Genomic DNA, 12,479 nt, shown 5'->3' with positions numbered 1-12,479 from the left:
TCACCACCAGATCCTTGGCAGCCCGCGGACAGGCGTCGGCATCGATCCACACACGCATTGGTTTTTCCTCAACCATAGAATCTCCCACAGGTTATACCCAATCCTGTGGGAGCGAGCCTGCTCGCGAATATGAGCGAAGCGAATGCCGTTTAAGAAACCTGCACCCGCTGCCTCTCAACCACCCGGCTACGACCGTACAACACGACAATCGCAATGATCGCCACAGCCTGGGCGCTCAACGAATACGCATCGGCATGGATCCCCAGCCATTCAAAGTCAAAGAACGGCACCGGCCGCGTGCCGAAAATCCCGGCTTCCTGCAGCGCTTTCACGCCATGCCCGGCAAACACCACCGACAAGGCGCACAAAAGACCGGCATTGATGCTGAAGAACAGCGCCAGCGGCAACTTCGCCGAACCGCGCAAAATCACCCAGGCCAGGCCGACCAGCAGCACAAGTGCCGTGGCCCCACCGGCCAGCACGGCGTTGTGCCCCGCGGGGCCTGCCTGCAACCACAGGGTTTCGTAGAACAGAATCACTTCGAACAATTCGCGATACACCGAGAAGAACGCCAGGGTCGCAAAACCGAAGCGCCCGCCGCCGCCCACCAGGCTGGTCTTGATGTAGTCCTGCCAGGCCGCCGCGTGACGACGATCGTGCATCCACACACCCAGCCACAGCACCATGACGCTGGCGAACAACGCCGTCGCGCCTTCCAGCAATTCGCGTTGTGAACCGCTGACGTCAATCACATAGGCTGCCAGCGCCCAAGTGCCCAGCCCCGCCACAAACGCCAGGCCCCAACCGAGGTTAACGCTGCGCACCGCCGCCTGTTGATCTGTGTTTCGCAGGAAAGCGAGGATCGCCGCCAGCACCAGAATCGCTTCCAGACCTTCGCGCAGCAGAATCAGCAGGCCGGAAATGTAACTCAGCGACCAGCTCAAACCCTCGTTGCCCAACAGACCCGCCGATGCCTTCAACTTGTCCTTGGCCACGTCCAGGCGCTGCTCGACCTCGCTCACCGGCAGGCCGTCCTGCAATGACTGACGGTAGGCCATCAGGGATTTTTCAGTGTCTTTGCGCACGTTGGCGTCGATGTTGTCCAGCGAGCTCTCAACCAGTTCGAAGCCCTCCAGATACGCTGCTACCGATAAGTCGTAAGCCTGATCATGTTCACCCGAACGATACGCCGCGATGCTCTTGTCCAGAGTGGCCACGGTGTAGTCGAGCAGTTGCGCCGGGCCACGCTTGACCTGCGGCGGTTGCGCCCGCTGGGCACGGAAGGTCGCGGCGGCTTGCGGGCCTTCGACGGCCTGTATTTCGGCCGGGGTCTGACGAGCCAGATCGGCGATGTTGTAGGTCTTTTCAGCCTTGCCCGCCGCCGGGTCAACACTGAAGCTGGCGATATAGGTGGCCAGGTCCCAACGCTGACGATCATCCAGTTGATCGGCAAAGGCCGGCATGTCGGTGCCTTCAATGCCCAGGCCCAAGGTGCTGTAGATCGCGTAGAGGCTCAGTCGATCCAGTCGTGTGGTATCACGCAGATTGGAGGGCGCAGGCGTCATGCCGACACCCGCCGGGCCGTCGCCGGCCCCTGTATCGCCATGGCAGACCGAGCAATGCTGAGCATACAGCGGCGCGCCGCGTATCGGGTCCGGTGTAATCACCGGGGCCTGGCTGACTTCATAGGCCACGGCCAGCTTCGCACTCAGTTGCCGAGCCTGGCGAGTGACCCCGGTACCCTCCTGACGGGCACCGATGGAATTTCCCAGCGCAGCCAGGCTTTGCTCCAGCGCGGCTTTTTCCGGCTTGGCCGGCATGGCTGCAATCAGACTTCCCAGCGTCTTGAGCGATTCTTGCTGCGCGCGAAATCCGGCCTGGTCCGTGATGCTGCCCGCCTGCACCGTGTCCGGGTAATCCACGCCGATGTAATCGAGCAAGTGCAGCGCCTGCGGTGCACCTTCGGCGGGAGCGGCCAGTAGCTGAAAACTGCACACAGCCAAAAACGGCAGCAACAGCCAGGCCAGGAAACGGGAGGGGGCAATCATGAATGAATCTCAATTGGAAATACGAAGTTACATATTGTTAACGCCAGAGGGGTTTCGCTCAAGCTTTGTTGATACTTCTTCGTAATTGCATTGGTTTCTGGAATTGCTCCCCAAACGAAAAAGGCGACCACCAGGGTCGCCTTTTTTGTCAGTCGCCGTTTTAAACGGCGGCCTTGCGCAACGTCGCCATGAACGCCGCCGCCCCGATGAACAGCCCGGCAAAGGTGCGGTTCATGCGTTTTTGCTGTTTCGGTGTGCGCAACAGACGCAGCACTTTGGACGCCAGACCGGTGTAGCCGGCCATGACGATCAGGTCGACGCAGACCATGGTCACGCCGATTACCAGATACTGAATCAGCAGTGGAGCATGGGGGTCGATGAACTGCGGCAGCACCGCCAGCATGAACACCAGCGCCTTGGGGTTGCTGATGTTCACCAGGAAACCACGGAACACCAGGGACATCGGCTTGCCGATCTGTCGCAGCGCCGCGTCATCGCTCATATCGTTGGGCAGCGCGCGCCATTGTTTGATCGCGAGGTATACCAGATACGCCACGCCAAACCATTTGATGGCGTAGAACGCCGTGGCCGACGCCGTGAGAATGGCGCCGACACCGGCACCGACGATGGCGATCTGCAAAGCCAGGCCCAGTTGCAGGCCCAGGGCGTTCCAGTAGCCGCGCCAGAAGCCGTATTGCAGGCCGCTGGACATCGACGCAATGGCGCCGGCACCGGGGGACAGGCTGATCACCCAGCAGGCGGCAAAAAACGCCAGCCATGTTTGAAGCTCCATTGCACACCTCGACTCAGACTCGTGACAGACGTCTAAGCTAATGCGGCTTTGACTGGATGACTACCGATTTTTTGTAGGACAGGGCGACTGCTGACTTGAGGCCCCCATCGCGAGCAGGCTCGCTCCCACAGGAAGGTCTCTGCTGCTCACAAGAATTGTGTTCGCTGAAGATCAACTGTGGGAGCGAGCCTGCTCGCGAAAGCAATCTGTCAGGCAACAGAGTCCTTACTTCTCAAACCCGCTGGAAGGAAACACATCCGTCCCGCGCCAGCGTCGTACCGAACGCTGGAAGAACAAACTGTTGGGCACCTGCACCATGGCGCTGCCAGTGCCGAGTTCTTCGGCCTCGATCAGCGTGGTGTAAAGAAGGTTGATCGCCACCACCCTGCCTTTGACGCCGGGTTTGTCGGTGGTGTCCACCAACTCGACCACGTCACCTATGCGAAACGGGCCGACGGTAAAGATCAGGATCGCGCACAGCAGGTTCGAGAGCACGCTCCATATGGCGAAAAACGCCACCGCCGCAACCGCGACGAAACCGGACAACGCGGTCCAGAGCACTGTTGCCGAGACCCCGAGTCGTTCCAGGACGAATATCAACGCACTGCCCATGATCAGCCAGCGCAATCCGCCCCGCAGCGGCATCATCAGTTGCGGCGGGAACGGGTAACGCTCACCGAGGCGGCTCAGGCCTTTGGCGACGAAGCGCTGGGTGAAGTAGCCGGCGAGCAGGATCAGCAGAATTTGCACGCCAAGCCAGATCGGCTCGGCCCACACCGCAGGCAGCGGCAGTTTGAAGGTATCCATCAGGACAGTGCCTCCAGCTCCGCCTGCATGCCTTCCAGCAACTCCAGGGCTTCCATCCACGCTTCTTCCAGCTCCGCCTCACGCACCTTCAGCCTGGCCTGTTCGGCCAGCAGATCACGCAATTCGTTCTTGCGCGCCGGTTCGTAGATGTCGCTGTCGCCGAGGCTGGTATCGACCTTCGCCAGTTTTTCGTGGAGCTTGCCGAGTTCGGCTTCAAGCTTGTCGGCTTCGCGCTTGTGCGGCGCCAGTTGCTGGCGCAGCGCCGCAGCGGCCTGTCGCTGGGCTTTCTTGTCGGTCTTGTCCGGGTTGACCGGCGTGTTGCTGACCGGGGCGTTGCGCTGGCGATACTCCACCAGCCAACGGGTGTAGTCCTCCAGGTCGCCGTCGAATTCCTCGACCTTGCCGTCCGCCACCAGATAGAAATTGTCGGTGGTGCTTTTGAGCAAGTGCCGATCGTGAGAAACCACCAATACCGCACCACTGAATTCCTGCAGGGCCATGGTCAGTGCCAGGCGCATTTCCAGGTCCAGATGGTTGGTCGGTTCGTCGAGCAGCAACAGGTTCGGTCGGTCCCAGGCGATCAAGGCCAACGCCAGACGCGCCTTTTCGCCACCGGAGAAATTCAGCACCGGCTCGTCGATTCGCGCACCACGGAAGTCGAAACCGCCGAGGAAGTCGCGCAGGGTCTGTTCGCGCTCGGTCGGTGCCAGGCGCTGCAAGTGCAGCAACGGGCTGGCCTTGGAGTCCAGAGAATCGAGTTGATGCTGGGCGAAGTAACCGACCACGGTGTTCTCACCACGGGTCAAGCGGCCGGCCAATGGCGAGAGCTCACCGGCAAGGTTCTTGATCAGGGTCGATTTACCGGCACCGTTCGGGCCGAGCAGACCGATTCGCGCACCCGGGGTCAGTTGCAGCTTGACCTTCTCCAGCACGGCTTTGTCGCCGTAACCCAGACGGGCATCGGACAGGTCGATCAGCGGGCTGGAAATCTTCTGCGATTCACGGAAGACAAAGTCGAACGGCGAATCGACGTGGGCAGCGGTCAGCTCCTCCATCCGCTCCAGTGCCTTGATCCGGCTCTGGGCCTGACGGGCCTTGGTGGCCTGGGCCTTGAAGCGGGCGATGTAGCTTTCCATGTGTGCACGTTGCACCTGCTGCTTCTCGTACGCCTGCTGTTGCTGGGCCAGGCGTTCGGCACGGGCGCGCTCGAAGGCGCTGTAGCCACCGCGGTACAGGGTGATCTTGCGCTGATCGACGTGGGCCACGTGGTCAACCACGGCATCGAGGAAATCCCGGTCGTGGGAGATCAGCATCAGGGTGCCGGGATAACTCTTGAGCCACTCTTCGAGCCAGATGATGGCGTCGAGGTCCAAGTGGTTGGTCGGTTCGTCGAGCAGCAGCAGGTCCGATGGACACATCAGGGCCTGCGCCAGGTTCAGACGCATCCGCCAGCCGCCGGAAAAATCCCCGACCTGGCGATCCATCTGCTCGTTGGTGAACCCAAGGCCGGCCAGCAACTTGCGCGCCCGGGCGTCGGCGGTGTAACCGTCGGCGCTGTCGAGTTCGGAGTGCAGACGGGCCTGAGCGGCACCGTCATGGGCCGCTTCGGCGGCCGCCAGGTCGCGTTGCACCTGGCGCAGGCGCAGGTCGCCATCGAGCACGTAGTCGACCGCCAGGCGCTCGAGTGTGTCGACCTCCTGGCGCATATGGGCGATACGCCAGTCGGCCGGCAGGAAGCAATCACCCGAGTCAGGGTGCAGCTCGCCTCGAAGCAAGGCGAACAGGCTCGATTTGCCGGCGCCGTTGGCACCGATGAGGCCGGCTTTCTGGCCGGCGTGCAGGGTCAGCTCGGCGTCTTCTAGCAGACGTTGCGGGCCACGCTGTAAAGTCAGGTTCTGAAGTCGAATCATAATGGCGGCGGAGTCTACCAGCTTCGCTCGCAACTGGCGCGAGTAGCACTATGTCCTCTGACCTGTGGAGCTTTTCCCTGACCACTTACGCCCGTCCGGGTGTTGAGCAGGCTTGCCTGCAATTGCAGTCGGCGGGAGCCAATGTGTGCCTGTTGCTGTGCAGTGCGTGGCTGGGACAACGAGGCGTGGCCTGCGATGAGCAGCGCTTGCAGCAACTACGCAGCGTGGCTGTCGCCTGGGACACCGATGTCGTGCGGCCGCTACGTGCCTTGCGCACACAGTGGAAAGCTACGGCCACACAAGACGCCGACTTGCATACCTTGCGCGAACAAGTGAAGGCACTGGAGCTGGAAGCCGAACGGCATCTGTTGTTGCGGCTGGAGAGAGCGGCGCAGAGTTGGCCGCAAAATGCCGAGACCGATCTATCGGCCTGGCTGGAAGGTGTGGCAGCTGAAGCCGCCCACCTGCACCGCGACGCGCTGCATCAGCTGCGCGTCGCGGTAACCGGCACTTAGGAAGCGCTGGCTGGGGTGGTTACAACACTCGAAGTTGCGGCAGGCGTTGGCGCTGGCGCGGCTGTCGAGGTAGTTGCTGCCGGAGCAGGTGCTGCCGGCGCAGCCGGAGCGGCTGGCTTGGCAACCGGCGCGGTGGCTGGCTTGGCGGCAACCGGCTTTTTCACTGCAGGTTTGGCTGCTGGTTTTGCAGCGGGTTTTGCAGCAGCCGGTTTGGCGGCAACTGGCTTGGCAGCGGCTGGCTTGGCGGCAACGGCTGGTTTCGCTGCAGCTGGTTTTGCGGCTGGTTTGGCAGCAGGTTTTGCTGCCGCTTTTACAGCAGGTTTTGCTGCCGCTTTTACAGCAGGTTTAGCAGCAGGTTTGGCAGCCGCTTTTACAGCAGGTTTTGCCGCTGGCTTGGCAGCGGGTTTTGCTGCCGATTTCGCAGCGACAGGTTTTGCAGCCGGCTTGGCAGCAGGTTTCGCCGCCGCGGTGCGGGCAGCTGGTTTAGCGGCCGGTTTTGCAGTTGGTTTGGCAGCCGGTTTAGCGGCAGCGGTTTTAGCCACGGCTGGTTTGGCAGCAGCAGCTCTTGCAGCGGCAGGTCGGGCGGCGGCTGGTTTGGCAGCCGTGGTTTTAGCCGCAGGTTTTGCAGCGCTGGCAGCAGCCGGTTTTCTCGCAACCGGTTTGGCAGCAGGTTTGGCTGCGGCAGTTTTAGCGACTGGCTTGGCAGTGGCTGTTTTGGCAGCAGCAGGCTTGGCCGGTGCTTTTGCAGCAGCCGGTTTGGCGGCGGCTTTCTTCGCAGGTGCCGCAGCAGGCTTGGCTGCACGCAGGGACAACGCCTTGCCGACAGCCTCTTGTACACGACCGATGCCCTGGGCCAGTTTCAGGCTTTCCTGAGCATCGCGCTTGAGTTGCAGAATGTAGCCACGGGTTTCCGATTGACGATTCTTGAGGGCATCGAGCAGCTCCTCAAGATCGCTCACCGCGCCCTTGGCCTTGGCTTGTGCCTTGGCTTTTCCGGTCGCCGCGGCGTCCTGCAATTTGGTGCGGGATTTGTGCAGTTTTTCTTGCGCTTTTCCGCGCTGCTTTTCCAGTTTGGCGAGCAGTTTTTCAGCATCAGCCAAGGCTTCGGAACAAGCGGTTTCCAGATGCTCGAGCAGGCTGCCCGAGAGTTGTTGGAGCAAGTGCAACGGAGTGTTTACTGGCTTCTTGGTGGCCGACATGGTTTACCTCCTGGCTGAAGTGCGTGCGGCTCATACTAGACCTCTGCTGCAACCGCCGCTAGGGCATGTTGACACTATCGAAAGCGCTGTGTTGCAAAGGATTGAAAAACTTCTGCATCAGCGCAAAAGCAGTTCACCGCTGTGCGCATTCTCGCTGGCATAATCGCCCGCAATTCAGGTCGGAGAGTGATCATGTCGCGCTACCTTTTTTTATCGCTGTGCGTGTTTTTTTCGGTGGCCCAGGCCGGCGAAACAACGCAGGAAAATGAAGCCCGCGATCTCGCTTACAGCCTGGGTGCAAGCCTTGGCGAACGCTTGCGCCAGGAGGTTCCCGACCTGCAACTCCAGGCACTGGTCGAAGGATTGCAGCAGGCCTATCAGGGCAAACCGCTGGCGCTGAAGGACGAGCAGATCCAACAGATATTGGCCGAGCATGAGGCCCGGATCGCCATGCAGTCAGCCGGGCCGCAAAGCGAAATGGCACTGGAAAAAGAGCAGCGCTTTCTCGCCACGGAGAAAGCCAGACCCGGCGTGCGCGAACTGGCTGATGGCGTGTTGCTGACGGAGTTGACGCCAGGCACTGGCGCCAAGGCCGGACCGAACGGCAAGGTGCAGGTGCTGTACATCGGTCGCTTGCCCGACGGTACGGTGTTCGATCAGAACAGTCAGCCACAATGGTTCAGCCTCGACAGCGTGATCGCCGGATGGCGCAGCGCGCTGCAAAACATGCCGGTCGGGGCGAAATGGCGACTGGTGATTCCATCGGCTCAAGCCTATGGCGCCGACGGTGCCGGTGACGTGATCGCTCCGTTCACTCCGCTGGTATTCGAAGTCGAATTGCGCGGCGCTACCGGCTGACAACACAAATGAAAAACGGCGTGCCTTGGCACGCCGTTTCAGGGTCTTGCAGGAAGCGCTTCAGGCCTGAACCGGATCGGCTTCCTTGTGAGCGGTGTGCAGCACTTCGATCAGGCAATCTTCCAGTTCGAAGCGTTCGTGCAACAGGCCACCCAGTTCCTTGAACTTCTGCGCAACGCATTTGCCTTCGTCGCAAAGGTCATTGAACGCAAGCAGCTTTTCAGTGATGACATCGATGCGCGGGTAGATGGTCTCGGCGAGCTCCAGCCCACGCTTGTCGTTGAAGGCCTTGGCCTCCCCCGTCAGTTGCTCGTAGATCTCGAAATGCCCAGCCGATACATAATCGACCAGCACGCCGCAGAACTCCTGCAAAGGCTTGCGATTCGTGGACAGTGTCTCTGGATCGGCACCGAGCTTGTCGTATGCATCGATCAGCTCTTTGCGCTCCTGCAACCAGCGATCGATCAGCAGGTGCACTCCACCCCAGCGTTCCTGAGCATTCTGACAACTTTCGAGCATGGTGATCTCTCTTCCCTTGTGGGTCAGCTGCTCAATGCCCGTCGCCCTCTTGTTACGTCGGGGGCGATTTCAGGCAGAGCGTCATCGAGCAACATAATTCCAATGACACGTGCGGGCCAGATTATGCCCGCACGACACTGGCTTCAAGGTACGCAGGCGATAAAGTTCATACAAGTGTTTAATCGCCCGCAAGGGCCCGGTGCGACGACTCGCCGCTGAGTGGTCGCTGATAGCGGGTCCAGACCAGTCGCAGCGACTGGTAAACGGCCAGAATCATCATTGCGACAAAGAACAGCAGGCTCCACTCGGTGAGACTCAGATCGAACAGCGTCCAGGAAATTTCCACGCAATCGGCAGCACCCTTCAACATTTGCTGTACGACCGATAGCCACGGCGAATTGGTCAACGGGTCCGCCAGATGCGTCGAGCACGCTGCGACCTGTTCAGCCGGAAGGCTTTGCAGCAGGACTTGTCGCCATGCAGTGACAGTGCCGGCCAGGCTGCAACAAAGATTGAGCAGCCAATACAGAACGTTACCGATGCGACCGGGGCCATGGACCGAAGCCATCAGGCAGACACCGGTAAGGAGCGCCAGGCAAAACCGCTGCACCAGACACAAGCCGCAAGGCCGCAGGCCGACTGCGTATTCCAGGTAATAGGAAACACCCATCGCCAGGGCACCCGCAATGAAAGCCATGAAAAACAAGGAGCGTGAGCAGGCCAAAGACATGGCTTTTCCGTAAAAGTAGTGACAGACCATTACGGTAGAGGAAAGCGCGACGGCCTTTCAAGGCAAGCGCCCACGGAGACTTCAGCACAGGTGTAGGGAAATCCCGACGCAGGCGAGAGGATAAAATGTAGTCCTCTGTAGGACTTTGCCCGCGACGAAATTTTGCGACTGAATTTCAACGATTCATCGCACGGAGGCGAGGGCGATTGCTCTCTCGCCGCAGGTCATCGCTCAGGCGCCGGAGCCCGGCGCCAGCGAATGGTTCAAGCGCGGACCGGCACTGGCAGAGGGGCCGCGAGCAAGCGTTCATCCAACAACCCAAGGCCTTCCTGAAACAGCTGGTTGCTGCGCTCGGCATCGCCCATTTGCGCCAGCAAGCGTGCCAGCTCGGCACAGGCTTCCGGATTGCGCTGTACACGCAGGCTGCTTTCCAGATAGTCCCGGGCCTTGCCCCACAAACTGTTTTGCAGGCATAGACGACCCAGTGTCAGCAGCAGGCCCGGATCAGCCGGATGGTCCTTGAGCCAGCCTTCGGCGGCCTGCAGCTGACGGGCCGGATCATTGCCGCGAACCAGTCCGTAGAAGCGTGCCAGATGACTGTCGTAGCTGCGTTTGAGCGCAGTGCGCAGCACTTCTTCGGCCTCGACCTGAGCCCCCAGTTGCCGCAACTGCTCGGCATACGCCAGCACCAGTTGCGGCTCCTGACGCTGTGCCGAAGTCAATTGTTGCCAGGCACGTTCAAGCGATTGCTGCCCCACCGTTCCGTCTTCTTCCCGTTGCGCCGCCAGGGACAGGTTCGCCCCCCAGGCCCGACGCTCCAGTTCGGCGAGTTCGGCCGCCGGAAGAATTTTGTCCTTGCGCAGCTCCGGAAGCAGGCGAATCACCGCCGACCAGTCACCACGCTGCGCAAGCAGGCGCTGCAACTGCCGCAGGGTCTGTGCGTTATGAGGATGGCGTTCACGCATCGCTTGCAGGGTGGCGAGGGCACCTTCGGTATCACCGCGATCGCTCTGCAACTGGGCGTGGCTCAAGGCGATCGCCAACTCGGCCTGAGGCTGACGCTCCAGGGCGCGCTCCAGCAAGTTGTCGCTTTCTTCGTAGTTGCCGAGTTCGTTCGCCGCACGAGCAGCGCCGAGGTAGTAAAGCAACGGTTGCCGCTCGGCTTCGGCAGCCCGATACAAGTGCCGTTGCGCGCTGGCCCAGCGACCCTCGGCCAGGTCCAGTTGACCGTGCTCGATCGCCACTTGCACCCGACGGCTGCGGTTACGTCGTGACCACGGATTGACCACGCCACTGGAAGCCATCACCAGCTCGATCAGCGACTTGATGCCCCAGATCACCAGCCAGAGCACAGCCACCAGCGCCAAGGTAGCCCACAGGCTCGACTCATAGCGGAAGGTCTTGTAGGCAATCAGCACGTAGCCGGAGTGTTCGGCAATCGCCAGCCCCAGCGCAGCGGCAGCGGCGATCACGAGGAACACGATCACATAGAGGCGTCTCATGGCGTGGCCTCCGGCGCGGCATTCGCGGCAGGCCTGGCGAGTGGCTTGACCGAATCCTCGGCGTTGACGTTGCGCCGCTCCAGATACCCCTGCACCGCGCTCAGGGTGCCGGTCATATCCGGCGTGACGACCGTGACGGGTTGCACGCTCAACTCTGCCACCTGCTCAAGCATGACTTTGCTTTGTGCGTTGTCCGGGTTGAAGTTGCCCTTGAGGATGTCCCGCGCTTCGTCCAGCACTTGGGAGTAAACCGCCGCCTGGCCATTGAGTGCGGCCCACTGCGCTTGCTCCAGCGCCAGGCTCAGGGCCAGGCGTACCTGACTCAGGCTCTGGCCGGCCAGCAATGGGCGAACGTTTTTGTCGGCATTGAAATCGATACGGATGTAGCGCGAAATCTGATCCCACCATTGCGCCCAGCGACTGGCACCGTCGCCATCGGCAGTCAGGCCCAGCAACGAATCGCCACGGTCCTTGTACTCCGGTGCCAACTCGGTGAGGCTGGCCACTTGATCGCGCAGCGCGCCCAGACGCAGGAACAGCCCGGTGCGATCCGGTTGTTCGGTGCTGCGCAAGGCGATCAGGGTCTTGGCCACCTGCTCGCGAGCGGCAAAGGAGCCCGGGTCGTTCTGCTCGCGCAGTATCTCGTCGGCACCCTGGACCAGTGCCTGGGCGCTGCTGATGTCCTGCAAGGCGGACAGTCGCAGGCTGGCCAGACGCAGCAGGTGCTCGGCCTCGGCCAGGCGCCAGTCCTTGCGACTGGCGCCGAGTACGGTTTCCAACCGTTGGTTCAACCGCTGCTGATCACCTTGCAGTTGAATCACCAGACGACTGCGTGCCTCCAGTTCATCGGCGGGAGGCAATTGCGCAAGGCGCGCGCTCAGGCGTTCCTCATTGAGCTTGAGGCTTTGCGCCTGGTCATTGAGCGCCTGCACCTGGCTCAGTTGCTGCTGATTATTGGCCTGCAGGTGACGCACCTGCCAGACACCCCAGCCGCCCACCGCTACACCGGCTGCGCCCAACAGCAGCGCGATGATTGCCAGACCATTGCCTCGACGCTGCTCGGCAACGGGTGGTGGTGGCGGCATTTCATCAACAGGAGCATCAACAGGTGCATCGAGCACCCGTCGCGAGTCATCTTTAGGCAAGGCTGTTTCGCTCACGTATCCATCCTTTGCATCAGAAAACGGGTACGGGATGCTCCCGCAACGCCGTCAGCAAGGCCGCGGCACTGGCGCCGCGACAATCCACAACTGTTTTTGCCCCGGCGGCACGTGCCATTTCGGCAACCCTGGGGCTCGGTACAAACAACGGCAACCGTGCCAACTGCGGCCAGGCATCGCCGGCCAGTTGATGCAGGTGCTCAAAGCCTTGTCCACTGCTGACCACCAACCCGTTCAGGCGTTCCGCCTGGATCCGTTGCGGCAGCAGTGTCGGCGGATAAATCGGCAATCCCCGGCGGTACAGCTCCAGATACTCGACACTAGCACCAAGCTCACGCAAACGCTCAGCCAGGGTGCCGACGCCATCCTCAAAGCGGTCTATGGCGAGGCTGGTCACGAGTGATCGGTTGGCGCTTGCTGCTGACGCGTCCCGCCGAT

General features: G+C 61.3%; 12 protein-coding genes. 2 read left to right on the top strand and 10 right to left on the bottom strand.

The features are described 5' to 3' along the window. Window positions 1-149 precede the first annotated feature (149 nt). The 4 genes from BSF44_RS28260 to BSF44_RS28245 form a co-directional block, all read right to left on the bottom strand. Complete coding sequence (locus tag BSF44_RS28260) at window positions 150-2,048, bottom strand: cytochrome c/FTR1 family iron permease (RefSeq protein ID WP_095946295.1); 1,899 nt, start codon at window positions 2,046-2,048, stop codon at window positions 150-152. Window positions 2,049-2,208: 160 nt separating this feature from the next. Continuing rightward, window positions 2,209-2,841, bottom strand: a complete 633-nt coding sequence (rhtB, locus tag BSF44_RS28255) for a homoserine/homoserine lactone efflux protein (protein WP_095946294.1) — start codon at window positions 2,839-2,841, stop codon at window positions 2,209-2,211. Between the two features lie 225 nt (window positions 2,842-3,066). Beyond that, window positions 3,067-3,648: a mechanosensitive ion channel family protein gene (locus BSF44_RS28250; protein ID WP_095946293.1), complete on the bottom strand. Its 582-nt coding sequence runs from the start codon at window positions 3,646-3,648 to the stop codon at window positions 3,067-3,069. After that, entirely contained in the window at window positions 3,648-5,558 is a 1,911-nt protein-coding gene (locus BSF44_RS28245; RefSeq protein ID WP_095946292.1) for an ATP-binding cassette domain-containing protein, read from the bottom strand. The genes BSF44_RS28250 and BSF44_RS28245 overlap by 1 nt, the downstream gene beginning before the upstream one ends. Before the next feature lie 50 nt (window positions 5,559-5,608). Between BSF44_RS28245 and BSF44_RS28240 the strand changes: the two genes are divergently transcribed. Next, window positions 5,609-6,073: a TIGR02444 family protein gene (locus BSF44_RS28240; RefSeq protein ID WP_095946291.1), complete on the top strand. Its 465-nt coding sequence runs from the start codon at window positions 5,609-5,611 to the stop codon at window positions 6,071-6,073. On the opposite strand, the gene BSF44_RS30555 is transcribed toward BSF44_RS28240, so the two are convergent. Then, window positions 6,070-7,272 carry an AlgP family protein gene (locus BSF44_RS30555; protein ID WP_095946290.1) on the bottom strand — a complete coding sequence of 401 codons (1,203 nt, stop codon included), beginning with the start codon at window positions 7,270-7,272 and terminating at the stop codon, window positions 6,070-6,072. The two genes, BSF44_RS28240 and BSF44_RS30555, sit on opposite strands and share 4 nt — an antisense overlap. Before the next feature lie 192 nt (window positions 7,273-7,464). On the opposite strand from BSF44_RS30555, the gene BSF44_RS28225 reads away from it, so the two are divergent. After that, entirely contained in the window at window positions 7,465-8,130 is a 666-nt protein-coding gene (locus tag BSF44_RS28225) for an FKBP-type peptidyl-prolyl cis-trans isomerase (protein ID WP_095946288.1), read from the top strand. A 60-nt stretch (window positions 8,131-8,190) separates the two neighbouring features. On the opposite strand, the gene rsd is transcribed toward BSF44_RS28225, so the two are convergent. The 5 genes from rsd to BSF44_RS28200 form a co-directional block, all read right to left on the bottom strand. After that, window positions 8,191-8,649: a sigma D regulator gene (gene rsd / locus BSF44_RS28220; protein WP_095946287.1), complete on the bottom strand. Its 459-nt coding sequence runs from the start codon at window positions 8,647-8,649 to the stop codon at window positions 8,191-8,193. 178 nt (window positions 8,650-8,827) lie between these two features. Continuing rightward, entirely contained in the window at window positions 8,828-9,379 is a 552-nt protein-coding gene (locus tag BSF44_RS28215; protein WP_095946286.1) for a disulfide bond formation protein B, read from the bottom strand. 263 nt (window positions 9,380-9,642) lie between these two features. Beyond that, window positions 9,643-10,881 carry a heme biosynthesis protein HemY gene (locus tag BSF44_RS28210; RefSeq protein WP_095946285.1) on the bottom strand — a complete coding sequence of 413 codons (1,239 nt, stop codon included), beginning with the start codon at window positions 10,879-10,881 and terminating at the stop codon, window positions 9,643-9,645. Next, a complete protein-coding gene (locus tag BSF44_RS28205; protein ID WP_095946284.1) occupies window positions 10,878-12,041 on the bottom strand; it encodes a uroporphyrinogen-III C-methyltransferase in 1,164 nt (387 codons plus the stop codon). The genes BSF44_RS28210 and BSF44_RS28205 overlap by 4 nt, the downstream gene beginning before the upstream one ends. 16 nt (window positions 12,042-12,057) lie before the next feature. Beyond that, window positions 12,058-12,479: uroporphyrinogen-III synthase (locus BSF44_RS28200; protein ID WP_256589173.1), on the bottom strand; the 422-nt coding region annotated here is incomplete at its 5' end.

The sequence above is a fragment of the Pseudomonas sp. ACN8 genome (assembly GCF_002303925.1).
GTDB lineage: Bacteria > Pseudomonadota > Gammaproteobacteria > Pseudomonadales > Pseudomonadaceae > Aquipseudomonas.
The sequence above is the reverse complement of the archived record's forward strand: the minus strand, read 5'-3'. Positions and strand labels throughout refer to the sequence as shown.

Excerpts from the sequence above, each read along its gene's own strand:
- BSF44_RS28260 (WP_095946295.1), bottom strand. The coding sequence starts at position 2,048 with ATGATTGCCCCCTCCCGTTTCCTGGCCTGGCTGTTGCTGCCGTTTTTG.
- rhtB (WP_095946294.1), bottom strand. The coding sequence starts at position 2,841 with ATGGAGCTTCAAACATGGCTGGCGTTTTTTGCCGCCTGCTGGGTGATC.
- BSF44_RS28250 (WP_095946293.1), bottom strand. The coding sequence starts at position 3,648 with ATGGATACCTTCAAACTGCCGCTGCCTGCGGTGTGGGCCGAGCCGATC.
- BSF44_RS28245 (WP_095946292.1), bottom strand. The coding sequence starts at position 5,558 with ATGATTCGACTTCAGAACCTGACTTTACAGCGTGGCCCGCAACGTCTG.
- BSF44_RS28240 (WP_095946291.1), top strand. The coding sequence starts at position 5,609 with ATGTCCTCTGACCTGTGGAGCTTTTCCCTGACCACTTACGCCCGTCCG.
- BSF44_RS30555 (WP_095946290.1), bottom strand. The coding sequence starts at position 7,272 with ATGTCGGCCACCAAGAAGCCAGTAAACACTCCGTTGCACTTGCTCCAA.
- BSF44_RS28225 (WP_095946288.1), top strand. The coding sequence starts at position 7,465 with ATGTCGCGCTACCTTTTTTTATCGCTGTGCGTGTTTTTTTCGGTGGCC.
- rsd (WP_095946287.1), bottom strand. The coding sequence starts at position 8,649 with ATGCTCGAAAGTTGTCAGAATGCTCAGGAACGCTGGGGTGGAGTGCAC.
- BSF44_RS28215 (WP_095946286.1), bottom strand. The coding sequence starts at position 9,379 with ATGTCTTTGGCCTGCTCACGCTCCTTGTTTTTCATGGCTTTCATTGCG.
- BSF44_RS28210 (WP_095946285.1), bottom strand. The coding sequence starts at position 10,881 with ATGAGACGCCTCTATGTGATCGTGTTCCTCGTGATCGCCGCTGCCGCT.